The organism is Thalassospira lucentensis (assembly GCF_050516545.1).
Classification (GTDB): Bacteria; Pseudomonadota; Alphaproteobacteria; order Rhodospirillales; family Thalassospiraceae; genus Thalassospira; species Thalassospira lucentensis_C.
Genome location: NZ_CP191544.1, coordinates 2422030 through 2447329 on the forward strand (window position 1 = coordinate 2422030; position 25300 = coordinate 2447329).

Below are 25300 nucleotides of genomic sequence, written 5' to 3' on the forward strand. Positions count from 1 at the left end.
AAGCACACGTCCAAAACCGGTCACGAAACAGTTGAAATCACATATCGCGGGCGTGATCGGTCACGCGCTGCCGGGCCTGATGAAGGTGATAGTGCATCAAAAGTTCGGCACTATCGCCATCACGGCCAAGGATCGCATCATAAATCTGTCGATGTTCTTTAAGAACCTTTTGGGCACGTTCGGCCGATCCACCACGTGTGATATTCAATGCAACTTTCATTGATTTGGACATCACACCATGCAGGGAATTGAGGATGGTGACAAAAATTTCATTCCCGCTGGCGCGGGCAATGGCCATATGGAAATCAAGATCGGCCTTATCGGCGATATCCCCCGCACCAATACCATCTTCAAGCATTTTCAGGGCATTCTCGATATCGCGGTGATGGCGCAGGCTGGCACGTTCAGCGGCCATGCGCGCCGTTGTGCATTCAATCGCAATACGTGCTTCAAAACAGCGCAAAAGCCCCGCAACGTCATTGACCCCGCCAAACTCGATCAAGCCTTGTGGCGGACGCTTTTTGACAAACGACCCCACCCCTTGGCGGGCATAGACCAACCCATCGGATTGCAGTTTGCGCAACGCTTCGCGGACAACCGGACGCGACACGCCAAAGGATGCGCAAATCTCGTTCTCGGACGGAAGCTTGGTCCCCTCGCCCAGATTGCCTGAAACAATCTGTTCAAGGATCTGACCATAAAGCTGATCCGCAAGCTTTTCGCGTTTTTGAACCTTCAACAGCAACTCGGTCATGCTCCGCCCCGAACTTGTTATCTTGTAAAACTTACTTATAAGTTTTATCGGGAAACGCCAACCGGGTAAAGCCCCCGCACACCCCGCCTACGATCAATCGACCAAAGAATAATCCCGCTTTGCCGGAACTGCGATGTCGTCATCATCGACAAGCCCGCTATCGGGTTTTGCCAATAAAGACGGTGTCAATGTCATGCTGCCGGTCAGTGTCTGGTTGTTATCAAGCACAACAAGATCGCCAAATTCCTTGAATTCGGGATGATTATGAACATTTGGCACATGGGTAACCGGTTCAACACAGAACGTTTTACCGTCTTCGGGGATATAGAATTGCAGGTTGGCAAAACTGTCGCTGGCCGTCATATGCAGGCTATAACCCGCATCATCCCAAATCATTTCCGCTTCGCGTTCCCAGCCGGTGTAATGAACATCAAGCCCGTGATGATGGCGGATCATTTTGCCATCTGAAAAATCACGACCAAGATCAATCACCGTGCGTCGGGTCGGCAGCATGTCTTCGTCGGTGGCAAAACAATCGGACGCGACAAAGGAAACCGATGCATCTTCCCCACCGGGGAACCACGGATGCAACCCAATGCCATACGGCATCGGTGTTCTGCCCAGATGACGCACCCCGATTTCAAGCGTCACGTCAATTTCAGTGACCTTGAATTCCTGCCAGGCAACATAGACAAAGCCGCTTTTGGCATCGTCATGCTTGTGATTAAAGCGCAAACTATCAACAGTCGGGCGTTCGATTTTCCATTCCGCCCCGCGGCCAAAGCCGTGAATGGCATGCGGGCTGGGCGGACGGTTCGCCGGAACCTTGACGATATGGCCATCGAAATCAAATTCGGAAAAGGCCAACCGATTGGCAAAGGGCACCATCGGGAAACATCCCAGACTGGATGGATTTCCCGAATTCAAGGCCTGCTCGCTCACAGGGCGCAACAGGTTGATCACGCCATTGCCATCCGGGCGCACCCAGTCAATCCGCGATATCGCACCGCCCTGCGGCACGATCCCGATCTGAAAAGGTCCACTGTTCCAACGATATTCCGGTTCGCCCTTTTTGGACATGCAGGTGCCTCAATTCCGTTCATAAATCATATGATGACTTTACATCACTGGTCAGGTTCGACTATTTCAAGATGGTACTGCCACTTGCGCCAACCAAACCTTAACGCCTGTGGTCAATTTTATATCCGATTGTTTTATACCGGATTTATCGGACACGCAAAATGAACAAGACGACCGCATCAAACACACCGCGCAAAGTTTCGCTGACGGAAAAAGTCATTGCCAGTTTGCGTCAGGAAATTGAAAGCGGTCAACGTGAACCGGGCAGCAAACTTCCAACCGAACCGGTCCTGACCGAACGGTTTGGGGTGAGCCGCACCGTTATCCGCGAAGCGATTGCCGCCTTAAAGGCCGATGGTCTTCTGGAACCGCGCCAAGGAGCCGGTGTGTTTGTTTTGGCACCCGAATCGCGGAGCAACGACAAATCGATTTTTGCCGTTGATTACGCGCAAGTGTCCGACGTTCTGGAAATCCTTGAACTGCGCATGGCGGTCGAGATCGAGGCAGCAGGCCTTGCCTGCACGCGAAGCTCCGTCGCCCAGCAGGCCAAAATCTATGAGGCGATGGCAAAAATGGAAGCCGCTCTGGAAAAAGGCGATCCAACCGAACCGGCCGACTTTGAATTCCATAGCGCAATTTCTGCCGCCACCAACAATCGCCGCTTTGCCGAATTTCTGGAACATCTGGGCGATAAAACCATCCCCCGTGCGCAATTGCGCCGCCGCCCGCCAGAAGCCGAAGATCAAAAGGCCTATATGCACATGATCATGGGCGAACATCGCAAGATTTTTGATGCGATTGCGGCCCGCGAAGATGATGTCGCGCGCAAAGCCATGCGCGACCATCTCAGCCAAAGCCAGACCCGCTATCAAAAACTCCTGACCCAGCGATAATAAACCTTATTCCGCCCCGTCTTGGCGCATTTCAATGCCGCGCAACTTCGAGATGACATAGTCTGCGCGCGCCGATAACGGCCATTCAGACCGATGTATCAACCAGATCGTGTCAATCACCGGGAATTTTGCCCTGATCACACGAATGCGTTTCTGATCGCGGAAAACCTGACGCGCATATTGCGGCAAAACCGTAAATCCAAGCCCGCGTGCCACCGGCTCAAGAATCAGTGCCACCTGATTGCTAAATCCCCGTACCGGCATCCGGTTAAGCCCCCGGTTCTTGGGAAACATTTGGCCAAGCAAACGTTTTGCCATCGCTTTGCCGTCTGGATGGTCAATCAAACCAAGCGCTTCCAGGTCGGCCCACTCGTTCACCTTAGCCTCGGCAGGAACAATCAGTTCGAGATTTTCCTCGGTAAAGTGACTGACGCTCAGACGCGGGTCATCCGGACGCACGGTCGTTAAACCGACCTCATAGCGGTTTTCCAGCACCGCTTGCAGAATTTCCGGGTCGGGGGCAAACCGGTGTCGAATGACCAAATTATGATTGGCCTCCTGCAAGGACAGTAAACGCGGATACAGGAACAAACCGATGCTTCCCGGCGTGATGATGGTGAAATCCCCGCATGTCTGCTGGCCATCGGTTAAACGGTTATGTAACCGGTTGTCCGCTCGGTTGATTTCGTCGCAATATTCCAAAAGCGCGACCGCCGCCGGCGTCAGGTCAATATTGCGGGGGCGCCGGACAAAAAGCGGGCCCAGTTCCGCTTCAAGACTTTTGATGTGCTGACTGACTGCTGCTTGCGTCAGGTCAAGTTCATCTGCAGCACGGGTAAAGCTACCCGTGCGTGAAACAGCGGTAAAACTGCGAAGCCATTGCGGATTTATCATAATAAAATCTTATCGATTTTATTACTTATGATCAATTTACTTTATGCCAATACCTGCTTAAATCCACCTCAATCTTTCAACAACGAGGTGCGTTATGACGCAAGCTTATCCCCGCAGCTTCTCCCATATCGGGCTTTCAGTCACTAATCTGGATGTGGCTGTAAAATTCTATACCGAAGTCATGGGTTGGTATCTGATCATGGCACCAACCAAAATCACCGAAGATGACAGTGCCATTGGTGTGATGTGCTCGGACGTCTTTGGCGCAGGATGGGGTGAATTCCGCATAGCCCATCTGTCGACGGGCGACCGGGTTGGTGTCGAGATTTTCGAATTTAAAGGTGCCCAAAAACCTGAAAACAATTTTGAATACTGGAAATCGGGCGTTTTCCATTTCTGTATTCAGGATCCTGACGTCGAAGGACTGGCTGCCAAAATCGTCGCAGCCGGTGGCAAACAACGCATGCCGGTTCGGGAATACTTCCCGAACGAAAAACCTTATCGCATGGTCTATATGGAAGACCCGTTCGGCAACATCATTGAAATCTATAGCCACAGCTATGAGCTGACCTATTCAGCAGGCGCATATGCATAAAGTCCCTATAGCGGAAAGCAAGACCCGCTGAGTATCTAGACACTTCCCCCTGATCAATTGGTCAGAGGGAAGTGCTTCATCGTAAGAAGGTACATTACACTGAAATGGCCTTGGCCAGAACGCTCATATCGGCAAGAACCATATCCGCCCCGGCGTCATAAAGCCGGTTTGCCGCGGCTACCTCGTCCCCGGCATAATGCCCGCCACCAACAAACCCGATGCATTTCATGCCTGCGGCAATGGCCGCGGTCACACCGGCAACAGAATCCTCGATCACAATCGCCTGTTTGGGGGAATAGCCCATATCAGCCGCCGCGTGCAAAAACAGATCAGGGGCCGGTTTGCCGTTCTTGACGAAATCGGCACTGTAAATCCGGTCTTCAAACCACGGGCCAAGACCGGTCACGGCCATGGTCTTTTCCAACCGTTCGACCGAACTGCTAGATGAAATGCAAAAGGCAACTTTCCGCTTGGTCAACCCATCCAGAACCCCGTCAATTTCGCGGATTTTGGTCAGTTCTGTATCATAGCGGGCAAACAGTTTTTCATAGAAAAACGGCTTGAATTCAGCACGGACGTCTTTGCCGGTTTCGACCAGAATATGATCAATCGGTGCCGCACTTGATCGCCCGGTAAAGCGGTCTGAGACTTCTTGCAATGTCAAAGGCGCGCCAAAATGGGCCAGCACATCAACAAGTGTCGCAAGCGAGATCGGTTCGCTGTTTACAAGCACGCCGTCACAGTCAAACAGAACAACAGCGCATCGATCAAACAGCTTTTTGACCGTCGCAATAGTGTGCGGCGTGGCGTCCTCACCAATATACGTTTTGGTTCCGTTTCCGGTATCGTTTCCGTGTTCGTTTCCTGGGGCCATGTTGAACCTGGCTTGTTTCATTTATGGGTTTAGACCCTGAACAGCCTAGCGAATGGAATGTTTCAGCGTCAACAAAAATGAACATTTGACCAATTAGTGAACTTTTGATCAACTCATCCTCAGAAAGACCAAACAAAAGAACATCCGGCAGACGTGACAAGGTCCGAACAGCCGGGGAAAGCGGAGGAATACCCATCATGAGTCCCCAAGATTCCTGCTTTATCGGCGTGGATGTTGGCACCGGCAGTGCCCGCGCAGGCGTATTTGACGCCAGCGGAAAGCTGCTGGGCAGTGCCGCCCACCCGATTGCAATGAACCGTCCGAAACCCGATTTCGTCGAACAGGATTCGGAAAATATCTGGCAATCGGTTTGCCAGTCGGTCCGCGATTCCTTAAAAAAATCCGGTGTCGCACCGGGTAAAATCGCCGCCATTGGTTTTGATGCCACCTGTTCGCTTGTGATCCGTGATCAAGATAACCGCCCGCTTGGTGTAACGCCGAATGGGGCAGATAACTGGGATGTGATTGTCTGGATGGATCATCGCGCGGTGCGCGAAGCAGAAGAATGCACCGCGACCGGATCAAGGGTGCTTGAATTTATCGGCGGCACCATGTCCCCGGAAATGGAAATTCCCAAACTGATGTGGCTGAAACGCCATCATCAAACGGCATGGAACAAAATGGGGGCTGCTTATGATTTGGCAGATTTCCTTTCATTCCGTGCGACAGGAAGCAACGCCCGGTCCTGCTGTACCGTCACATGCAAATGGACCTATCTCGCCCATCAAGATGACCCATGGGATCGTGATTTCCTATCTACCATCGGCATGAGTGATCTTAATGAAAAGATTGGAATGCATGAAAAAGCATTGGCCGTTGGCGAGTTGATTGGCCCCCTGTCGGATCAAGGTGCGGCTGATCTTGGCCTGACCACCAATTGTGTGGTTGGCGCCGGTTTGATTGATGCCCATGCCGGGGCACTTGGCACCCTTGGTGAATATCTTGATGGCAATCTGGATCAGCATTTTGCAATGATTGCCGGAACATCGACTTGTCATATGGCGCTGTCAAAACAACCGCGCTTTATCAAAGGCGTATGGGGTCCGTATCTTGGGGCGATCGCGCCCAATCTTTGGCTGAACGAAGGCGGACAATCGGCCACCGGGGCCTTGTTGGATCATGTGGTTGCCATGCATCCGTTTTCCCATGGCATGGGCCGTGATGCCCATAAACTGGCCGGGGAAAAATTGTTGCCGATGATGGCCAAGACAACCGATCTTGCCCCGCGCCTTCATGTTCTGCCCGACTTTCATGGCAACCGGTCCCCGCTTGCCGATTCAGAAGCCCTTGGCGTAATTTCCGGTCTGACACTGGATCAAAGCGAAGAAAGCTTCCTGAAACTTTATTGGGCAACCGCCTGTGCGATTGCCTATGGCACGCGCCATATCATCGATGCGTTAAATGATACCGGATATGACATCACCCACATTCATTTAAGCGGCGGTCACACCGCCAGTGCGGTACTGGTAAAACTCTATGCCGATGTCACGGGATGTCACGTTGTGATGTCTGATTGTGAAGAACCGGTATTGCTGGGGTCCGCCATGCTGGCCGCAGGGGCGCTGGATCCTGATGGCGGTCTTGCCAAGGCAGCCCGCAAGATGGCGGGCAAGGAAACATCCCATGCCCCGGACCAGTCAGCCAAGGCCGATCATGACCGGCGCTACCGAATTTTCCATCAAATGCATACCCATCGTCAGGTCCTTGATGGCATGAGCAAAAACTGAATTTTCAGCAACTTAATACTCGTCAAATCCCCCCTCCTCCCTGTGGCCCCGTCCAAAAGGCGCTTGACGGCACTTTTGGATAGGGTCAAAACAAAAGGGCCGATGCAAAAGCATCGGCCCTTTTTACGCACGCGCAACGGCGGGGTCGGGGGATCACGCAGATTTTTAAATCTGCACCGTCACGGCGCGATGCCACACAAGGCCGGTCCGATTTGGACCGGCCTTGTTCGTTTTACGTTATTCCGCCGGATGTTCGTGGGCTGCCTTGACGTCACCGCGTTTGGAACGGCTTTTGGCAAAGGTGCCAACAATCAAGACAAAGAACAGCGGCACGAAGAAGATCGCAAGCACGGTCGCGGCAATCATACCACCCATCACACCCGTACCAACAGCCACACGCGCAGCAGCACCGGCACCGGTCGAGATCGCCAATGGAACAACACCAAGGGTGAAGGCCATCGACGTCATAATGATCGGACGCAGACGCTGACGTGCGGCTTCGACGGTTGCTTCCAAAAGCCCCATGCCTTGATCGTAAAGTTCGCGGGCGAACTCGACAATCAGGATGGCGTTTTTGGCGGACAGGCCAATCGTGGTCAGGATCGCAACCTGGAAGTAAACGTCATCAGGAAGCCCACGCAGCAAGGCTGCGATCACGGCACCAAGAACGCCCAACGGCACGACCATCATGACCGAGATCGGAATGGCCCAGCTTTCATACAACGCCGCAAGACACAGGAAGACGACGATCATGGACAATGCATACAATGCCGGTCCCTGTTCGCCTGCTTCGCGTTCCTCATAAGAAAGCCCCTGCCATTCAAGGCCGACATCCCCCGGAAGCTTGGCAACAAGTTCTTCCATCGCGATCATCGCATCACCTGATGCAACGCCCGGTGCAGCAGCGCCCTGAATATTAAGCGATGACAAACCGTTAAAGCGTTCCAGACGTGGTGATCCAAAGTTCCATTTGGTCGTGGCGAATGCCGAAATCGGGACCATCTCGCCCAATCCGTTTCGGACATACCAGTAATCAAGGTCTTCAGGCATCATGCGATATTTCGCATCCGACTGCATATAAACCTTCTTCACGCGACCATTTTCAATGAAGTCATTGACATAGCTTGAGCCCCAGGCAGCAGCCAAAGTGCTGTTTACATCGGCCAGATTAACCGAAAGCGCACTTGCCTTTTCCTGATCGATATTGATGTTGAACTGTGGCGTATCACTCAAACCGTTCGGGCGGACACCCACAAGACGCGGGTCCTGTGCAGCCATACCTAAAAGCTGGTTACGGGCTGCCATCAAGGCGTCATGCCCATTACCACCACGATCAACAAGCTGAAGATCAAAGCCGTTCGCCGTCCCCAACTCGACAATTGCTGGCGGTGCAAAGGCAAAGATATTGGCTTCGCGGATTTGAGAGAAAGCACCATAAGCACGCCCGATCACCGCACCAACCGCCTGATCAGGTCGCGTACGTTCCGACCAGTCTTTCAGATTGATAAAGGCAATACCTGCATTCTGACCACTCCCGGCAAAGGAGAAGCCCGCCACGGTAAACAGGCCATTGACGGTTTCTTTTTCATTCTCAAGGAAATGCGTTTCGATCTCTTTGAGAACTTCGACTGTACGCTCCTGCGACGCCCCGGCGGGAAGCTGCAGCATCGAGAACATGATGCCCTGATCTTCTTCTGGCAGGAATGACCCCGGCAGACGCACGAACAAAGCAGCAAGGCCGCCAACAAGGATCACGTAAACAAACAGATAGCGCCATTTGCGGTGCACGACGTGATCAACACTGCCCTGATAGAACCGGTTGGTCTTGTCAAACCCGCGGTTAAACCAGCCGAATGGCCCCCTTTTCGCAAGCGGATCGACATGGGTTGGTTTGAGCATGGTTGCGCAAAGAGCCGGTGTCAGAACAATTGCCACAACAACCGACAAAGCCATTGCCGACACAATCGTGATCGAGAATTGGCGATAAATCGCCCCGGTCGACCCGGCAAAGAACGCCATCGGCACAAACACCGCCGACAGAACAAGCGCAATACCGATCAAGGCTCCGGTAATCTGGCCCATCGATTTCCGCGTTGCTTCGCGCGGCGGAAGCCCGTCTTCGTGCATCACACGTTCAACGTTTTCAACCACAACAATGGCATCATCAACCAAAAGACCGATGGCCAGAACCATGGCAAACATGGTCAGCGTGTTGATCGAATAGCCAAAGGCGGCAAGCACCCCAAACGTGCCAAGCAGAACCACCGGAACTGCAATTGTCGGGATCAGGGTTGCGCGCCAGTTTTGCAGGAAAACGAACATCACCAGGAAGACGAGAACAATCGCTTCAAACAGGGTGTGAACAACTTCCTCGATCGACACTTTGACGAACGGAGTGGTGTCATACGGATAAACAATTTCCACACCCTTCGGGAAGAACGGCTTGAGCTCCGCCAGACGCGCTTTAATGGCCTCGGCCGTATCAAGCGCGTTCGCACCGGTTGCAAGGTTAACCCCGATACCGGTTGCCGCTTGTGCATTATAACGCGCGACAACATCATAGCTTTCGCCGCCGATTTCAATGCGGGCAACGTCACCAAGACGCACCTGCGATCCATCGGTTTCAACCTTAAGCAGGATATTGGCAAACTCATCAACCGTCTGCAATTTGCTTTGGGCGGTGATGGTCGCGTTGATCTGCTGACCGGGAACGGACGGCGCACCACCGATCTGACCGGCGGTAACTTCGGTGTTCTGGGCTTGAACTGCGGAACTGATATCGGAAACCGCAAGGTTGTATGAAAGCATCTTGTTCGGATCAAGCCAGATGCGCATCGCGTGCTGCGCACCAAACACCTGAACCGAGCCAACACCATTCACACGACCCAGCGGATCTTCAATGGTGGAGACGACAAAGTCCGAAAGGTCTTCGGCATTCATCGACCCATCAGCCGAGACAAAGCCGACAACCATCAGGAACGAACCGCTCGATTTGGTAACGTTCACACCTTGCTGCTGCACTTCGGTCGGAAGCGAAGACATGGCGGCTTGGAGTTTGTTCTGAACCTGAACCTGCGCAATGTCTGGATCGGCTTCGGGTTCAAACGTCAGTTTGATTGACGCCTGACCATTTGCCGATGAATTCGACGACATATAACGCAGATAATCCAGACCACTCATCTGTTGTTCGATCACCTGCGTTACCGTGTTTTCCACGGTCTCCGCAGACGCACCCGGATAGCTTGCCGAGATTTCAACAGATGGCGGTGCGATGGACGGATACTGTTCGATTGGCAATTGCCAAAGTGACAGTCCCCCCGCCAGCATAATCACCAAGGCCACAACCCAAGCGAATACGGGACGGTCAATAAAGAATTTTGCCATTGAATAAGTCCTTATTCGGCGGCTTTGGCGGTTTCGACAGGCTCAGCCGCAACAGGTGCGCCCGGTCCGATGCGCTGAATACCATCAACAATCAGTTGATCGCCATCTTCAACGCCAGCCGAAACCAGCCAATCTTGTCCTTGGGACTGCTCAATCGTGATGTCCTTGGAAACAACTTTGCCATCCCCGACCACATAAACATAAGCCGATCCATCCGGGCGACGCATCACCGCTTTTTGCGGAACAAGAAACGCCCCTTCAAGGCGGCCCTGACGCACCTGACCACGGATAAACATACCGGGCAAAAGCGTCCCGTCCGGGTTCGGGAAGACAACGCGCAACCGAATGGTACCGGTGGTTTCATTCACCGTAACGTCCGAAAATTGCAATGTTCCCTTGTGCGGATATTCTTCGCCGGTGGCATCAACAATGAGTGAGACTTCGACATTGCCGTCTTCAACACCCTTGATGCGGCCATTCGCAATGGCATGCTTGATTTTCATCAAGCGACCACCGGCCTGCGTCACATCAACATAGATCGGATCAAGCTGGGTAATCGTAGTCAGCTTGGCCGCTTGATTGGCCGTAACAAGCGCGCCTTCGGAATAATCCGAAGATGCGATTTGGCCTGAAATCGGGGCGGTCACGGTGGTATATTCCAGATCAATGCGGGCCTGTTCCAATTCGGCACGGGCGGCGGCAACAGATGCCTTGCCCTGTGCTTCGGCGGAAACCGCGTCGTCATATGTCTGCTGGCTTACGGCCTGCGACTTGATCAACGGATCATACCGCGAACGGGTTTTGGTTGCCTGATCAAGGGACGCACGCTGACGGGAAAGTTCGGCCTGTGCCGCATCGACCCGTGCGAGATAGACATTCTGATCAATCATATAAAGCTGCTGACCAGCATCGACAAACGCGCCTTCGGTGAAATTGCGTTCTTTAATAATGCCATCGACCTGCGGACGAATATCCGCCTGTCGGAATGCGATCGTGCGACCGGGCATTTCTTCGACAAGACCAACGGTCTGTGCCTCTAAGGTCACGGTTCCAACTGGCGTAGCCTGCTGCTGTGGCGCGGCTGCCTGTTGTTCTCCGCCTTTATTTTCTTCGCTACAGGCTGCCACCATCAAGGCGAGCGCAGCCATACCAGCAAATTTTAAACAAGATCGCATGGACAAATTGCTTTTCCTTCTAAGTCCGGGCAAAGCATTTTGAGCGCGCTTTGCCATTGCATTTCGAAATACTGTACGGTACAGTACACATTGTGCACTGCACTATCAAGAGCCAAAAACAGCAGAATCAAAAATCATGAATGAAACGCCAGAAAAGCTTGAAAATCAATCCTCTCGCGGGTCTGCGCGTCGGCGTGCGATGATGGATGCTGCATGGCAAATTCTGCTTGATAAAGGGTTCTCTGGCGTCACACTTAATGATGTTATTTCGCAATCGGGTGGCTCCCGTACAACCCTTTACGAAGCATTTGGTGGAAAAGACGGTCTTCTTGCGGCTGTCATGACCGAACGCTGCATGGCGTTTTCCGCGGAATTGCATATCTCGCTGGAATCCGATCTTCCCCCTCGTGATGCCCTTACGGACTTCGCAACCAAACTGGCGAAAAGGATACTATCCGAGGAAGCCATTCGCTTCACGAAAATTCTGTTTACAGAAGGTCACAACTTTATACCTTTGGTTGACAAATTCATGAAAACCGGCCCCGACAACACCCGTGCCCGACTGGCAAGATACCTTCAACGCCAACACGGTCTTGGCCATATCGTGATTGATAACCCGGAACATTACGCAGAAATGTTTGAATCAATGGTCACAGGCGGGTGGCAAAAGCAGATGCTTAAATTGGTAAAACCTCCTCAATATACTGACGCAGAAATCCATCAGCGCGTCACACGGGTCGTTGATATTTTTCTCTGTGGTGTCGCAAGTCCGACATACCGTAACGACGTCAGCACCAGCACCCCCTAACGCCTTCATCTCTAACAGCCCTCTCCTGACAGCACCCTGTCAGTTGTCAGGGGGCCGTCGGCAAAATAATTGTCATTCCTTGCCCTACCTTCACCAAAATTGGGGTAAAGAATACGATACGTTTAAATCGTATCCGCCAATTACACAGCCTAGGGGATCAGTTCATGCGCGTGCGTCATGCTTTGTTCAGTGTTGGAATTTGTGCAATTTCAATGATTGCGTTCAACACCCGCGCCCATGCGATTTCCGTTCAGGATGCCCGCACAGCCGTTGACGCCATTCTGATGCAGTCGGGTATTTCCGCAACCGAACTTGATGCCCGTATGATTGACGGCGATGCGGTTGAGCTGGTCTATGACGCCATTTCCCTTGATCTGCGCGGATATTCGACCGCCCGCGAACTGACCATGGATGATGTGCATGTCATTGTGCGTGACACAGACACCGCCGGTCAGCTTGATCTTGATATCAAGCTTCCCGAACGGGCCAAAATGCATGCCGAAGCCACAAGCGACCAGCGCGACATCACCATGCGCAATGCGGGTGGCTATCTCCGCTGGGACACAAACCGCAATGTGCCCGTCACCTTTGACGGTTCTGCCAGTTTTCTGACCGGTGATGAACCGATCACGCGCAAACACTGGTTGATGAACGGCCTTGTCATCCAATGGTTGCCGGAATTGGCCCGCATTGCATGGCAGGCGGCGGAATGGACCGGGGCGAACCGCGAAAAGCGTGGTTCGATGCAATCTGCAAGCTTCGTGCTTTATCCCGGTGAAAACGGCGAAACCCATCTTGATTACGGTCATGATGGCCTTTGGTTGCCAAGCCTGTTCCAACCGCGCACCGTTCGGCTCAAAAGCAGCAGCTCCGGCCTGCCTTGGACAGAAGCCCAACCGATCATTGAAAAAGGCTTCCACGATATCCTGACCGGGACCGCACCACGCATGGCGCGCCGTCAGATTGGCGATGCCTTGTGGAAAAAAGCGGCAGGAAATGGCGCACCGGTCAAGGTGGATGAATTTTATATTGAATCCCGCGGGCTAGAGGCCCTTGGATCAGGCGAATTCCTTGCCCAAGCCGCCGCACGATATGGCTTTACCGGCGATTTCGATGTCAAATTGCTGGGTCAGGATCGCCTTGTCGATCTGCTGGGCACCCCTGATAGCCCGACCCTTCTGGGTGCACTTGTCCCATTCGCTGTAGATGGCCTTGCCGCCGGACGCCCCGGCCCACAAGGCACCACAGAATATGATGGCAAGTTGCTGCCCGATGGTCGGGTGGTTGTGAATGGCCTGACCGTGTTTCGCACCGCCGATGGCAGCTAGATGATGAAGTGTAATACTTTGCATGATCTTACCGCCGGACCGTGCAACCGGATTATCATCTATTCCAAAAAGATCGATGCCATGGTGCAGTTCTATTCTGATCACTTCGATTATCAGGTTTTCACAAAGCCTGATGACCGCATTGTCGAGCTGCGCCGAAACGATGGTGGCATGATCCTGATGCTCCATCCCGCTGGCAAAGGCCAAAAAGAAGGCCAGTCTTTGATCAAACTGGTTTTCGATGTTAGCAATGTCGAAGCTTTCCGACAGAAATTGATCGACGGCGGCTTGGATATCGGCCCGATCCATCAGGCTGATCAATATCAATTCGCCAATTTTAAAGACCCGTCAGGCAATTCTGTCTCGATCTCAAGCCGGGCCTATGCACCGCACTGATCTGCTTGGCAACTGGTGCCCAAGACGATAAACCCCACATATCCAAAACACTTATGATCGCTTTCGCCTTTCGCCCAAGCACGCCCCTCGCCCGGTATGCAAAGGGTGTCGGCATATTTTGATCATACATATTATTGACGTAGTACGCGGAACTACGCATGATCCGCGATCAAGGTCGGCTTGACGCAATACCGGCCCAAAAGAATCAGGGAGTTTCAAAGAATGAAATTGAACAAAAGTGGTCTTCTTTCCGGGCTGGTCCTGGCAGGCAGCCTTTTCGCATCCATCAGCAGCGCATCTGCCGACACGATCAAAGTCGGGATCGCCAATTTTGGCGAACATCCGCAGCTGAATGCCGCGATTGTTGGCTTCAAAGAAGCCATGGCCGCCAACGGCTTTGTCGAAGGCACGGACGTGACCTATTCCGAAAGCCACACCAACTTTGACGCATCCCTTGTGCCGCAAATGATCACGAAATTGCAGTCAGAAAACCCGAAACTGATCTATACGGTCACCACCCCGGTTTCACAGATCGCCAAACAGGCCTTGGCTGGATCAGGCATTCCGATTGTATTTTCCGCCGTAACCGACCCGGTTGCCGCCAAGCTGGTCCCGTCATGGGAAGCAGGTGACGAAGGCATGACCGGCGCATCCGATTTGCAGGACATTGCCGCGGTTCTTGAATTTACCCGCAAACTTCTGCCCGATGCCAAACGCCTTGCCATCCCGTACAATCCGGGCGAAGCAAACGACGTTGCCTTGCTTGAAAAGGTCGAAGAACTCGCACCGGCTGCCGGTTTCTCGGTCGTGGCGGTTGGTATTGATAACGTCAATGACATCTTGCAGCGCATTACATCTGTCGCCGGCAAGGCCGATGTCATCTATACCCCGGCATCAAACCTGATCCAGCCGGCAATTGCCGCTGTTTCCGCCGCCGCCCGTCAGATTGGCGTTCCGATTGTGAACTCTGATAGTTCTGCGGTTGCCAATGGCACGGTTCCGGCCAGCTTCTCGGTCGATTATGGTCAGGTTGGCTTGAATGCAGGTAAAATCGCCGCCCAGATTCTCAAGGGCACCTCGCCTGCCGACATTCCACCATCGGCACCGTCCTATGAAACGCATGCACCCATGATTTCAAAATCAGCGGCAGCAGCCTTTGGCGTTGAAATTCCGGCATCGTTTAACGATTGCGGTTGCATCGTCGAATAATTCGAACGCGACTTGAACAAACATTGGCGCTGGTAGGAACCAATCTTACCAGCGCCAATGGTTTCGGGTTCATTCTTATCCACGTAACCGGACCGGCAATCACTATGAGAGTGAAATACAAGGAAAGACCCGCAGCGTGAGGCACTCCCCCACGCAAGGGGTTTGACGCAGGAGTTCTCTCTCATAGCGATTGTCCTTTGGATTGCCCGGATTTGCACGGGCTGACTTTGTCGTAAAACCTTGAAAGATTCATATCTTTCCGCAATTTTACTCCGCGTATCCGCACAAATCCGGGCAACCGGTTCAGTTACGTGGATAAGAATAAACCCTGGGAGAAGACGGGTGCTCGAAATCCGATCTGCACGAAAAACATTCTATGCCGGACAAGCCGATGAAAAAATCGCGCTTGATGATCTTGATCTGACCCTGAAAACCGGCGAATTCGGCGTTGTCATTGGCTCGAACGGGGCGGGCAAAAGCACCATGCTGAACGCCGTTTCCGGCGCCATGCCCCTTGATAGCGGTCAAATACTGATCAATGGCGATGACGTGACCGATACCCCGGTCCATACCCGCGCCACCCGGATTGCCCGGGTGTTTCAGGACCCGATGCTGGGCACAGCGGCCAGCATGACCGTTGCCGAAAACATGCTTCTGGCAGATTTGCGCAGCACCAAACGCACCTTGTCGCGCGGGCTGAATGCCAAACGCCTTACCGATTATAAGGAACGGCTTTCCGCCCTTGGTCTGGGTTTGGAAAACCGGCTTGAAACCAAGGTCGAATTGCTGTCTGGCGGACAGCGCCAATCCTTGTCATTAATTATGGCGGTTGGTGGATCGCCTGATTTGTTGTTGCTTGATGAACATACCGCGGCCCTTGATCCGCGCACCGCCGATCTGGTGATGCAAGCAACCGTTCGTGCGGTTGATACCCTGAAACTGACAACCTTGATGGTCACCCACAACATGCAGCACGCGGTTGATTATGGTCACCGGGTGATCATGCTCGATGCCGGTCGGGTCAAACTGGAAATCGGGGACGCGGAAAAGGCCAATGTCACGGTGGCAAAACTGGTCGACCATTTTGCGGTCAAGACCGATGCCATGATGTTAGGGGCCGGGGTGTAATCCAATGATGGAATTTTTGTCTTCGACCTTTACAAGCTACATCGCCCTGGTGCCTGTCACCCTGTCACAAAGCTTGATCCTTGCCTTTGTCGTCTTGGGGATCATGATCCCGTTCCGCACCCTGCATTTCCCCGACCTGACCAGCGAAGGCGCCTATCCTTTGGGCGGTTGTGTCTGCGGTGTCATGATTGCGGCGGGCTTTAACCCGGCTTTGGCGATTGTTGCCGCCCTTCTGTGTGGTTTTCTGGCCGGGTGCTGTACCGCCCTTATTCACCTGCGGTTCCGCATTCATACGCTGCTTGCCGGTATCTTGATGATGACGATGCTTTACAGCATCAATCTGCGCATCATGGGCAAATCGAACCTGTCGATCTTTGGATCAGACAGCGTTTACAACTGGGCGCCGTTTGTTACGCCGGGCTTCCCGGTCAGCAAAATCATCATTGCCGGTATCATTGGCGCTGGTGTGTTCTTGGCGCTGAACTGGTTCTTTAAAACCGAAAAAGGAACGGCATTGCGCGCCGTTGGCTCCAACCCGGCCATGGCCGAGGCACAAGGCATTTCGGTTTGGGTATCGACCATCATCGGTGTTGGCCTTGCCAGTGCATTTTCAGCAACCAGCGGCGCGCTGATGGTGCAGTCGCAGGGCTTTGCCGATGTGAATATGGGCCTTGGCATCCTGATCAATGGTCTTGCCGCCCTTATGATCGGCGAGGCCGTCGTTGGCAAACAATCGGTGTTTCGCCAGCTTCTTGCCCCGTTTGTCGGTGCGATCATTTACTATCAGCTGGTCTCGCTGTGTCTGGCCGCGGGCATGCCACCGCCCGATCTTAAACTGGCGACCGGTCTGTTCGTTCTGGCCATGCTGGCCCTGCCCAGCCTGAAACGTGGTCGCGGCGGCGCGCCTGCCCGCGAAAAGTTCCGCGAATAGGCCAAGGCCAACGCCAACGCCAACGCCAAACCCAAACACATATGCAAAACGGCCGCCTGTTGGGCGGCCGTTTTCGTGTGACGAGTGCCGGGATATTTTCAGAAAACAGGAACCCGACCTCCTGACTAGACGCCAGAAGATCGGGCGGGAGGACAACCTGCCGGGAAATCTGAAAATCAGCCCTGTGCTAACACCGCATCGACGATTGCCTGTCCGCAGGTCACGGTATTGGCTTTGCCGCCAAGGTCTGCCGTGCGGAATTCTTCTGTCGCCAGTGCCGTTTCCACCGCCTGCAAAATCCCGTCATGTGCGGCGGTATATCCCAAATGATCCAGCATCATGGCACCGGCCCAGATTTGACCAATCGGGTTGGCAATGCCCTTGCCCGCAATATCGGGGGCAGAACCATGAACCGGTTCAAACAATGACGGGAATTTGCCTTCGGGATTGATGTTGCCAGATGGCGCTATGCCGATGGTTCCGGTACAGGCCGGACCAAGATCGGACAGGATATCGCCAAACAGGTTTGAGGCGACAACCACATCAAAGCGATCCGGGTTCAGAACAAATTGCGCGGTCAGAATATCAATATGATATTTGTCCCAACGGACATCGGGATAATCTTTGGCCATTTCGATCACCCGTTCATCCCAATAGGGCATGGTGATCGAAATACCGTTGGATTTTGTTGCCGATGTCAGATGTTTTTTCGGGCGTTTCTGCGCCAGATCGAATGCATATTTCAAAATCCGGTCAACGCCGATCCGCGACATGATCGTTTCCTGAATGACAATCTCGCGGTCCGTACCGGGATACATTTTCCCGCCGACCGAGGAATATTCGCCTTCGGTATTTTCACGAACAACATAGAAATCAATATCGCCCGGCTTGCGCCCGGCAAGCGGTGATCGAACACCGGGCATCAGCTTTGCCGGACGCAGGCTGACATATTGGTCAAAATCACGCCGAAACTGGATAAGCGATCCCCACAGCGAAATATGATCCGGCACCGTATCGGGCCAGCCAACCGCGCCAAAGAAGATCGCATCGTGATTGCCCACCTGTGCTTTCCAGTCATCGGGCATCATCTGACCATGTTTAAGGTAATAATCGCATGATCCGAATTCGAACGTCTCAAACGTCAGATCAATGCCGTAAACCTTGGCCGCAGCTTCCAGAACGCGCACACCTTCGGGCATCACTTCGGTCCCGATGCCATCCCCGGCAATCACTGCAATCTTATGGGCTTTGTTCGTCATTTCATGTCTCCTCCGACCGGGATGTTGGTGTGTTTCCCGGTAATAAATATTGCGCGAAAATCATTTACATTGGTCAATGTCGGGCCTGTGACAATCTGGTCATTCAGTGCTTCAAAAAAGCTGTGCCCGTCATTGTTTTCCAAACTTTCAATTGCCTTGATCCCAATCCCGGCTGCCCGGGCAACCGTATCGGGGCCAAAATACGCACCGGCGATTTCTTCCATGCCATCGACCCCGTCGGTATCCCCGGCAACACCATAAACATTTGGCGCACCGTCCAAGGCAACGGCCAATCCCAATAAAAACTCGACATTGCGCCCACCCCGGCCATTTCCGCGGATCGTAACCGTCGTCTCCCCGCCAGATAACAAAACGCACGGCGGCGCAAACGGTTGTCCACGGCTGGCAACCTGGCGGGCAATTCCGGCCATGACACATCCTGCTTCTGATGCCTCGCCTTCAATCGCATCGCCAAGAACATGGGCATCAATGCCAGCCTCGCGGGCCAACTCGGCCGCTGCTTCCAATGCCATTTGCGGCGTTGCAATCAAAACGGCCTGACAATTTTTCATGCGCGGATCATCGGGTTTGATGCTTTCGCTTTCGCCGTTTTCCAACATGGTCCGGGTTTTCGCCGGAACCGAAATGCCATACCGATCAAGGATCGCCAAAGCATCCCGGCAAGATGTCGGGTCGGCAACCGTCGGGCCAGACGCAATATCAAGCAACCGATCACCCGGCACATCCGAAATCGCCAATGTCATAACCTTTGCCGGGAAACACATCGCCGCCAGACGCCCGCCCTTGACGTTTGAAACATGCCGTCGAACACAATTCATCTCGTCAATTGATGCCCCGGATTTAAGCAAATCGCGATTGATCGCCTGCATCCCGTCAAGATCAAGTGGCGAAACCGGATCGACCAGCAAGGCCGACCCGCCCCCAGAAATCAAACAAATCACCAGATCATCTGCCGACAATCCGGTTACGGCATCCTTGATACGCTGGGTTGCCAACCAACCGGCCTGATCGGGCACGGGATGGGCGGCTTCGATAATCTCGATATGCTCTGTCGGAACTGCGTGGCCATAGCGCGTGACCACAACCCCCGAAAGGCTCCCTTCCCAATGCTGTTCAAGCGCACGCGCCATCTTGGCCGACGCCTTGCCCGCACCAATGACAATCGTCCGTCCCTTGGGCGGCGCTGGCAAATGCGGGGGAACGCATATATCGGGATCCGCCGCGCGAATGGCGGCTTCAAACAGATCGACCAGAAACGGTTTGATATCGGTCTGGTTCTGAAGTTCAAACAGGTCTGCCCCGTTTTGCATGATGCGTTCCCCCGCCGTGATTTTACCTTGCGCGATCAAGCATTATCGCCCTGGATCGCGGCAATCACGGCATCTGTCACCTGACGGGTCGTTGCCGTACCGCCAAGATCAGGCGTATGAAGGGTACGGTCCGCAGTGACGCGTTCAACCGCACGCATCAATCGTTCGGACGCGGCCTGCTCGCCCAGATGGTCAAGCATCATCACCGCACTCCAGAACGTCGCCACAGGATTGGCAATGCCCTGACCCGTTATATCGAATGCCGACCCATGAATAGGTTCGAACATGGACGGGAATTTGCCTTCCGGATTAAGGTTGGCGGTCGGTGCAATGCCAAGCGACCCGGCAAGGGCCGCGGCAAGGTCTGATAAAATATCGGCATGAAGATTGGTTGCGACAATCGTATCAAGGGTTTCCGGGCGCAGGGTCATGCGCATGGTCATGGCATCGACCAGCATCTTGTCCCATTCAACATCCGGGTAATCCTGTGCGACTTCGCTGGCAATTTCATCCCACATGACCATGCCGTTACGCTGGGCGTTTGATTTGGTCACGACGGTCAATTTCTTACGCGGACGGCTGCGCGCCATATCAAAGGCAAACCGCATGATCCGGGTGACACCGGCACGGGTGAAAATCGAAACTTCGGTCGCGACTTCTTCGGGCAAACCCACATGTGAACGCCCGCCTTGACCGGCATATTCGCCTTCGGAATTTTCCCGCACAATCACCCAGTCAAGTTCGCTTTGCTTAACGTTGCGAAGCGGGCTTTCAATACCGGGCAGAATGCGGGTCGGGCGAACATTGGCATATTGATCAAACGGCTGACAAATCGCCAGACGCAATCCCCAAAGCGTCACATGGTCCGGCACATCGGGCGCACCAACCGCGCCAAAATAGATCGCATCATGATCGCGGATCTGATCGCGACCATCGGCTGGCATCATCAGCCCGTGCTTTTTGTAATAGTCCGAACCCCAGTCGAAATGATCAAAGCTCATGGTAAAGCCACCGTCGCGTTTGGCAAGAACGTCAAGAACTTCAACACCGGCCGCAACAACTTCTTTACCGATCCCGTCGCCGGGGATGGCTGCAATACGATAGTTTTTCATTTTCAGTCTCTGTTCGTTAGCAGGTTAAGGAGTTTTCTTGTGACCGATGGTCCTAGAACAGAAGCCCCTTTGGCATTCTGATCAGAAGAACTTCCGCCATAAGAAGGTAAAGACCACCGACAATCACAATACCGGCAACGGCCTCACCAAGAATTTGTTTCCGGGTCATCGCCTCATAACAGGATATCCGGGCCAGCAATAAGAACGCCAGAACCGCCATACAACCAAACCCGACTATTGGCACACCGGCAACCCAAATCGCCATGACTGCCACCAATGCATAACGCCGCGATGATGATTCCTCGACTACCCCCTGACCTGCTGTCTTGGCCGCTGGTTTACGCAAGAAATTCAACACCAGAAGCACAACAGACAGGACAATGATGGCAACCGAAATTGTGCTTGGGAACACCGATCCCATCGGTGACATCGATGATGTCTGGGCAAAGGCCAGGACGGCAACAATGATCAACAATACCGACAACATCATCCCGGCAGCATCGCGCGGCTGCGCCATCAGCTTTTTAACACCCGCAAATGGTTCAAACCGGGTTTTTGGCGCATCTGCCTCGGGCAACGTCGTGGCGCCGTCACTGTCATTAAAGTTACGTGCCGCATCCAGTGCGCGCTTCCGGGCTTTTTCCTTACGCTTGGCAAACACCAGCGGATAAAGCAACGTGAAGCCCGCCAGAACCACAATCGCCAGACTGATCGGACGCCCAAAGAACATGCCGGTCAGGTTTCCGGTCGCATTGCCAATCAGATAGGATTGAACAAACCCCTGTTCGGCAATCTGTCCCAGCACCAGTCCAAGAACAATCGGCGATGGCGCAAAACCACAGCGGTTCAAAAGCCAGCCAATCACGCCAAGCGCAAGCATCATCTGCACATCATGCAGGTTGCTATGGATGGCAAAGCTGCCAACGACGGTTAAAAACGCAATGGTCGGCACCAGCAATGTTTTGGGGATGGATGCGATGGATTTATAGGCATACCGCCCGATCAAAAGCCCCGCTGGCAACATCAGCGCAGTTGCGATCAGCAAGCCAAAAATAAAGGTATAAACAATGTCGCCCTGTTGGGTGAACAGGGTCGGCCCGATCTTGATCCCCTGCACCAGCAACGCGCCAAGAATAACCGCATCTGGCGGTGTGCCGGGAATGCCCAACACCAATGTCGGGATAAAGCCGCCGCCAACCGTGGCGTTATTGGCTGATTCCGTGGCAATGATGCCATCAGGCGCCCCGTTGCCAAAGGTTTCAGGATGTTTGGATGACCGACGCGCTTCGGAATAGGACACCAACCCGGCAATCGATCCCCCGGCACCGGGCAAAACACCAATCACGGTCCCGATCAATGAACTTCGCAGAACGTTGAATTTACTGCTCCAGGCAATGCCGAATGCTTCGCGCAGGCGAATGCCGCGATTGCCCTGTTCGACCTTTAAATGCGGGTCCGGAGTTGCCACCAGATCAATCAATACCGGAATGCAATAAAGACCGATCAGTGCGGAAACAATATCGAACCCGCCCAGCAACATATGGGTTCCCATGGTAAAACGGATATCCCCGCCAACCACGGCCACCCCGACCATTGCCAACATCAGGCCGACACAACCGCCCAGCAATCCTTTAAGCGTATTGCCAACCGACAGGGCGGAAATAAGCGTCAGTCCAAAAATCGCCAGCCAGAAATATTCCGGCGGCCCGAAGGCCAAGGCAACCTTGGCCAGCGGCGGTGACAGCAGCAACAGGAACACACCCCCGACAAGCCCGCCAAAAACAGACGCAAGCGTTGCCAGTGTTACTGCCAGACTACCATCACCGCGTTTGGCCATCGGGAAACCATCAAAGGTGGTCGCGATTGCAGATGGCGTTCCCGGTGTATTAACCAGAATGGCGGCATAGGCCCCGCCATAAATGGCCCCGGTATAAATCGCACCCAGTGCGATCAAGCCGGTAGCTGGATCCATCGTGAATGTAAAAGGGACCAGAACGGCCACCGCCATAGTTGCCGACAATCCCGGCAAAGCACCGATTACCGTGCCAAGAACCACGCCGCCAAGCGCCATCAAAATATTCAAAGGCGTCAGGGCATTAACGAAATAGCCAAGGAGCTCCATGACGATGGACCTTTCCAATCCCGATTTTTTTATTGTCGCAGGTTTCTTATTGGTCGCTTGCGCCGATTATCGATTGGCGATGCCAAGCGTCTCGGCGATTGCGCGGTATTCTTCTGCTTTGGCCGCGACGAAATCATTGATGAAATCGTACGGGATATCGGTCAGAACAAATCCGGCATCTTCCATCTTTTTCTGGAATTCGCTGTTATTGTTCACCTCGGTCACCATCTGCGAGATTTTTTCACGGATCGGTTCCGGGGTTGAATTCGGAACAGCCACACCGCGGAACGCACCGCCGGTAATGTCAAATCCAAGTTCCTTGAAGGTCGGCACATCCGGGAATGCCTTCACACGGTTTTCTGACGCAACAGCAAGCATCCGCATGCCATCGCCGTTATTCACACCCGATGTGACATAGTTAAAGCCACCCGTGGTCTGACTGCCCAGAATTGCCGTCACCGCCGGGCCGGTTCCGCTAAACGGAACATATGTGGTGGTGATACCGGCAAGCTGGTCAAATTGAACCTGCCCAAGATGGTTGGCGGAATTCGACCCCGACCCGCTCAGCGTCACCATCCCCGGATTGGCTTTTGCATAGTCGATCAAATCGCCAAGCGAGTTAAATTCGCTGTCTTTGGGAACGAACAAGGCATTCGGTGTGTAGTGGAAAAAGTTGATATAGGTCAGATCCTTGGTCTCGTACCCGACATCTTTTTCCATCGGCTGCAGGATGGTATGGGGAAGGTTAATTCCCATGATGGTGTAACCGTCACCTTCCATGCCATTTAGCTGCGACCATGCCTGTGCCCCACCGGCACCGGCCATATATTGAATGACAACCGGCTGACCGGAAATCTGTTCGAGATAGGCCTGCTGAAAACGTGCGGACACATCAGACTCACCACCCGCATTAAACGGAATGATGTAATTGATGGTCTTTTCCGGAAATTCGGCAAATGCAGGGGTTGCAAAGAAAGTCGCGGCCAAGGCCGCCGCAAGTGCGAGCTTACGCATTGGTATTCCTCCCGGTTATGAATGGGCTGACCCGTTTGATCAGCATTCCGGCAGGTGACCGAAGACTTGGACAATTCAACCACCCTGCCAGAGTTTCCCTGACGTCGTTCGGGCGATTAATCGTGCTGTAGGACGCACCGTTATTCTTGAATCACTGCCCGAATGACACTTGCAGTGTAGATTTTTTATTAATTCAGTATAATTTCTGATTATTCATTTCATTATGTCGCACAGGTTAAGAATGTCATCTGACAGTGATCTCGGCTTTTTTGTTCTTCTGGTCCGTAAGGGAAATCTTTCGGCCGCCGCACTCGAACTCAATCTGTCGCCACCAGCCGTCAGCAAACGGCTGGCGAAACTTGAAGACCGGTTGGGGGTGCGCCTGTTAAACCGGACAACACGCCGGATCAGCATGACCAGCGAAGGCGAGGCCTATTTTCAAAGCGCCATCCAGATCATGCGCGAGATCGAAGACCTTGAACAACGCGTGACAAAGGCAAGCGAAACACCAAGCGGGCTGTTGCGCATCAATGCCACCTTCGGGTTTGGTCGGGAATATGTCGCCCCGGTAATTTCGGAATTTTGCCATCTCTATCCCGAAGTCGAAACCCAGTTGTTGCTGACCGATGCCCCGATGAACATGGTCGAAGAAGCCATCGACCTTGGCATCCGGTTTGGCGGATTGCCAAACTCCCGCATTCGCGCGCGCAAGCTTCAAGGCAACCGGCGGTTTTTATGTGCATCCCCGGCCTATATCGAAAAGCACGGCACGCCCAAAACCCTCGCCGATCTGATCCATCACAACTGCATCATTCTGCGACAGGACAATGACGTCCATGACGTCTGGAAATTTCAACGCGGTCAGCATTCCGAAACCGTCAAAGTACATGGCACACTCAGCAGCAATGACGGCGAAATCGCCCTGGGCTGGGTATTGAACGGCCATGGCATCATGATGCGATCGGAATGGGACATTGCCCGCCACGTCAAAGCAGGCCGCCTGCAACTCGTTCTGCCGCAATACGCCCATGTCGATGCCGACATTTATGCCGTCTATCCCGAACGCCATAACCTGTCGGCCAAAGTCCGCATCTTTATCGATTTTTTGCACCGGAACCTGCGCAAAAACTCCACCGCCCGCATTCAATAAGCCAAAACCGATTGCTGATTGCTAATAGCAAAACGGCCACCCAATGGGCGGCCGTCTGCTTTGGCATGTCAAACCG

The 25300-nt window shown here is 53.5% G+C and carries 21 protein-coding genes; 10 read left to right on the forward strand and 11 right to left on the reverse strand.

Annotated features, from left to right (window positions below):
- Positions 1-37: 37 nt before the first annotated feature.
- Entirely contained in the window at positions 38-754 is a 717-nt protein-coding gene (locus tag ACQ0MK_RS11205; protein WP_430472656.1) for a FadR/GntR family transcriptional regulator, read from the reverse strand.
- Positions 755-847: 93 nt separating this feature from the next.
- On the reverse strand, positions 848-1834 hold the full coding sequence (locus ACQ0MK_RS11210; RefSeq protein ID WP_430472657.1) for an aldose 1-epimerase: 987 nt from the start codon (positions 1832-1834) through the stop codon (positions 848-850).
- 161 nt (positions 1835-1995) lie between these two features.
- On the opposite strand from ACQ0MK_RS11210, the gene ACQ0MK_RS11215 reads away from it, so the two are divergent.
- The gene (locus ACQ0MK_RS11215; protein WP_350041816.1) at positions 1996-2727 is read left to right on the forward strand and encodes a FadR/GntR family transcriptional regulator; all 732 of its coding nucleotides are present in this window, start codon (positions 1996-1998) and stop codon (positions 2725-2727) included.
- A gap of 6 nt (positions 2728-2733) precedes the next feature.
- Here the strand turns inward: ACQ0MK_RS11215 and ACQ0MK_RS11220 are convergent, their stop codons facing one another.
- A complete protein-coding gene (locus tag ACQ0MK_RS11220; protein WP_430472658.1) occupies positions 2734-3621 on the reverse strand; it encodes a LysR family transcriptional regulator in 888 nt (295 codons plus the stop codon).
- A 94-nt stretch (positions 3622-3715) separates the two neighbouring features.
- Here ACQ0MK_RS11220 and ACQ0MK_RS11225 point away from each other — a divergent pair, with 94 nt between their 5' ends.
- Positions 3716-4216: a lactoylglutathione lyase family protein gene (locus tag ACQ0MK_RS11225; protein ID WP_430472659.1), complete on the forward strand. Its 501-nt coding sequence runs from the start codon at positions 3716-3718 to the stop codon at positions 4214-4216.
- 94 nt (positions 4217-4310) lie between these two features.
- Here ACQ0MK_RS11225 and ACQ0MK_RS11230 read toward each other — a convergent pair whose 3' ends face one another.
- Entirely contained in the window at positions 4311-5090 is a 780-nt protein-coding gene (locus tag ACQ0MK_RS11230; protein ID WP_430472660.1) for an HAD family hydrolase, read from the reverse strand.
- A 197-nt stretch (positions 5091-5287) separates the two neighbouring features.
- Here ACQ0MK_RS11230 and ACQ0MK_RS11235 point away from each other — a divergent pair, with 197 nt between their 5' ends.
- Complete coding sequence (locus tag ACQ0MK_RS11235; RefSeq protein ID WP_430472661.1) at positions 5288-6877, forward strand: FGGY-family carbohydrate kinase; 1590 nt, start codon at positions 5288-5290, stop codon at positions 6875-6877.
- 237 nt (positions 6878-7114) lie between these two features.
- Here ACQ0MK_RS11235 and ACQ0MK_RS11240 read toward each other — a convergent pair whose 3' ends face one another.
- Together ACQ0MK_RS11240 and ACQ0MK_RS11245 are read right to left on the reverse strand one after the other, a co-directional pair.
- Positions 7115-10261, reverse strand: a complete 3147-nt coding sequence (locus ACQ0MK_RS11240; protein ID WP_430472662.1) for an efflux RND transporter permease subunit — start codon at positions 10259-10261, stop codon at positions 7115-7117.
- An 11-nt stretch (positions 10262-10272) separates the two neighbouring features.
- Positions 10273-11436, reverse strand: coding sequence for an efflux RND transporter periplasmic adaptor subunit (locus ACQ0MK_RS11245; RefSeq protein WP_430472663.1), 1164 nt, complete (start codon positions 11434-11436; stop codon positions 10273-10275).
- 136 nt (positions 11437-11572) lie between these two features.
- Here ACQ0MK_RS11245 and ACQ0MK_RS11250 point away from each other — a divergent pair, with 136 nt between their 5' ends.
- The 6 genes from ACQ0MK_RS11250 to ACQ0MK_RS11275 all read left to right on the forward strand — a co-directional run bounded on the left by ACQ0MK_RS11250 (position 11573) and on the right by ACQ0MK_RS11275 (position 17236).
- Entirely contained in the window at positions 11573-12244 is a 672-nt protein-coding gene (locus tag ACQ0MK_RS11250) for a TetR/AcrR family transcriptional regulator (RefSeq protein ID WP_430472664.1), read from the forward strand.
- Positions 12245-12408: 164 nt separating this feature from the next.
- Positions 12409-13572, forward strand: coding sequence for a hypothetical protein (locus tag ACQ0MK_RS11255; protein WP_430472665.1), 1164 nt, complete (start codon positions 12409-12411; stop codon positions 13570-13572).
- Entirely contained in the window at positions 13573-13968 is a 396-nt protein-coding gene (locus ACQ0MK_RS11260) for a VOC family protein (RefSeq protein ID WP_430472666.1), read from the forward strand.
- 222 nt (positions 13969-14190) lie between these two features.
- Positions 14191-15177 carry an ABC transporter substrate-binding protein gene (locus tag ACQ0MK_RS11265; protein ID WP_430472667.1) on the forward strand — a complete coding sequence of 329 codons (987 nt, stop codon included), beginning with the start codon at positions 14191-14193 and terminating at the stop codon, positions 15175-15177.
- A 342-nt stretch (positions 15178-15519) separates the two neighbouring features.
- Complete coding sequence (locus tag ACQ0MK_RS11270; protein ID WP_430472668.1) at positions 15520-16305, forward strand: ABC transporter ATP-binding protein; 786 nt, start codon at positions 15520-15522, stop codon at positions 16303-16305.
- A gap of 4 nt (positions 16306-16309) precedes the next feature.
- Positions 16310-17236 carry an ABC transporter permease gene (locus ACQ0MK_RS11275; RefSeq protein ID WP_430472669.1) on the forward strand — a complete coding sequence of 309 codons (927 nt, stop codon included), beginning with the start codon at positions 16310-16312 and terminating at the stop codon, positions 17234-17236.
- A 176-nt stretch (positions 17237-17412) separates the two neighbouring features.
- Here the strand turns inward: ACQ0MK_RS11275 and ACQ0MK_RS11280 are convergent, their stop codons facing one another.
- The 5 genes from ACQ0MK_RS11280 to ACQ0MK_RS11300 all read right to left on the reverse strand — a co-directional run bounded on the left by ACQ0MK_RS11280 (position 17413) and on the right by ACQ0MK_RS11300 (position 24074).
- Entirely contained in the window at positions 17413-18495 is a 1083-nt protein-coding gene (locus ACQ0MK_RS11280) for a tartrate dehydrogenase (protein WP_430472670.1), read from the reverse strand.
- On the reverse strand, positions 18492-19826 hold the full coding sequence (locus ACQ0MK_RS11285; protein ID WP_430472671.1) for a glycerate kinase type-2 family protein: 1335 nt from the start codon (positions 19824-19826) through the stop codon (positions 18492-18494). Before ACQ0MK_RS11285 ends, ACQ0MK_RS11280 begins: the two co-directional genes overlap by 4 nt.
- A 35-nt stretch (positions 19827-19861) precedes the next feature.
- The gene (locus ACQ0MK_RS11290; RefSeq protein ID WP_350041829.1) at positions 19862-20938 is read right to left on the reverse strand and encodes a tartrate dehydrogenase; all 1077 of its coding nucleotides are present in this window, start codon (positions 20936-20938) and stop codon (positions 19862-19864) included.
- Between the two features lie 52 nt (positions 20939-20990).
- The gene (locus ACQ0MK_RS11295; protein ID WP_430472672.1) at positions 20991-23060 is read right to left on the reverse strand and encodes a tripartite tricarboxylate transporter permease; all 2070 of its coding nucleotides are present in this window, start codon (positions 23058-23060) and stop codon (positions 20991-20993) included.
- A gap of 66 nt (positions 23061-23126) precedes the next feature.
- Positions 23127-24074 carry a tripartite tricarboxylate transporter substrate binding protein gene (locus ACQ0MK_RS11300; protein WP_430472673.1) on the reverse strand — a complete coding sequence of 316 codons (948 nt, stop codon included), beginning with the start codon at positions 24072-24074 and terminating at the stop codon, positions 23127-23129.
- 241 nt (positions 24075-24315) lie between these two features.
- On the opposite strand from ACQ0MK_RS11300, the gene ACQ0MK_RS11305 reads away from it, so the two are divergent.
- Entirely contained in the window at positions 24316-25224 is a 909-nt protein-coding gene (locus tag ACQ0MK_RS11305) for a LysR family transcriptional regulator (protein ID WP_350041832.1), read from the forward strand.
- The last annotated feature ends 76 nt before the right edge of the window (positions 25225-25300 follow it).

What these genes read in the sequence shown, in the direction of transcription:
- ACQ0MK_RS11225 (WP_430472659.1), top strand. Translation starts at nt 3,716, where the DNA reads ATGACGCAAGCTTATCCCCGCAGCTTCTCCCATATCGGGCTTTCAGTC.
- ACQ0MK_RS11210 (WP_430472657.1), bottom strand. Translation starts at nt 1,834, where the DNA reads ATGTCCAAAAAGGGCGAACCGGAATATCGTTGGAACAGTGGACCTTTT.
- ACQ0MK_RS11220 (WP_430472658.1), bottom strand. Translation starts at nt 3,621, where the DNA reads ATGATAAATCCGCAATGGCTTCGCAGTTTTACCGCTGTTTCACGCACG.
- ACQ0MK_RS11300 (WP_430472673.1), bottom strand. Translation starts at nt 24,074, where the DNA reads ATGCGTAAGCTCGCACTTGCGGCGGCCTTGGCCGCGACTTTCTTTGCA.
- ACQ0MK_RS11250 (WP_430472664.1), top strand. Translation starts at nt 11,573, where the DNA reads ATGAATGAAACGCCAGAAAAGCTTGAAAATCAATCCTCTCGCGGGTCT.
- ACQ0MK_RS11240 (WP_430472662.1), bottom strand. Translation starts at nt 10,261, where the DNA reads ATGGCAAAATTCTTTATTGACCGTCCCGTATTCGCTTGGGTTGTGGCC.
- ACQ0MK_RS11255 (WP_430472665.1), top strand. Translation starts at nt 12,409, where the DNA reads ATGCGCGTGCGTCATGCTTTGTTCAGTGTTGGAATTTGTGCAATTTCA.
- ACQ0MK_RS11260 (WP_430472666.1), top strand. Translation starts at nt 13,573, where the DNA reads ATGATGAAGTGTAATACTTTGCATGATCTTACCGCCGGACCGTGCAAC.
- ACQ0MK_RS11245 (WP_430472663.1), bottom strand. Translation starts at nt 11,436, where the DNA reads ATGCGATCTTGTTTAAAATTTGCTGGTATGGCTGCGCTCGCCTTGATG.
- ACQ0MK_RS11265 (WP_430472667.1), top strand. Translation starts at nt 14,191, where the DNA reads ATGAAATTGAACAAAAGTGGTCTTCTTTCCGGGCTGGTCCTGGCAGGC.
- ACQ0MK_RS11280 (WP_430472670.1), bottom strand. Translation starts at nt 18,495, where the DNA reads ATGACGAACAAAGCCCATAAGATTGCAGTGATTGCCGGGGATGGCATC.
- ACQ0MK_RS11235 (WP_430472661.1), top strand. Translation starts at nt 5,288, where the DNA reads ATGAGTCCCCAAGATTCCTGCTTTATCGGCGTGGATGTTGGCACCGGC.
- ACQ0MK_RS11285 (WP_430472671.1), bottom strand. Translation starts at nt 19,826, where the DNA reads ATGCAAAACGGGGCAGACCTGTTTGAACTTCAGAACCAGACCGATATC.
- ACQ0MK_RS11290 (WP_350041829.1), bottom strand. Translation starts at nt 20,938, where the DNA reads ATGAAAAACTATCGTATTGCAGCCATCCCCGGCGACGGGATCGGTAAA.
- ACQ0MK_RS11275 (WP_430472669.1), top strand. Translation starts at nt 16,310, where the DNA reads ATGATGGAATTTTTGTCTTCGACCTTTACAAGCTACATCGCCCTGGTG.
- ACQ0MK_RS11215 (WP_350041816.1), top strand. Translation starts at nt 1,996, where the DNA reads ATGAACAAGACGACCGCATCAAACACACCGCGCAAAGTTTCGCTGACG.
- ACQ0MK_RS11305 (WP_350041832.1), top strand. Translation starts at nt 24,316, where the DNA reads ATGTCATCTGACAGTGATCTCGGCTTTTTTGTTCTTCTGGTCCGTAAG.
- ACQ0MK_RS11230 (WP_430472660.1), bottom strand. Translation starts at nt 5,090, where the DNA reads ATGGCCCCAGGAAACGAACACGGAAACGATACCGGAAACGGAACCAAA.
- ACQ0MK_RS11295 (WP_430472672.1), bottom strand. Translation starts at nt 23,060, where the DNA reads ATGGAGCTCCTTGGCTATTTCGTTAATGCCCTGACGCCTTTGAATATT.
- ACQ0MK_RS11205 (WP_430472656.1), bottom strand. Translation starts at nt 754, where the DNA reads ATGACCGAGTTGCTGTTGAAGGTTCAAAAACGCGAAAAGCTTGCGGAT.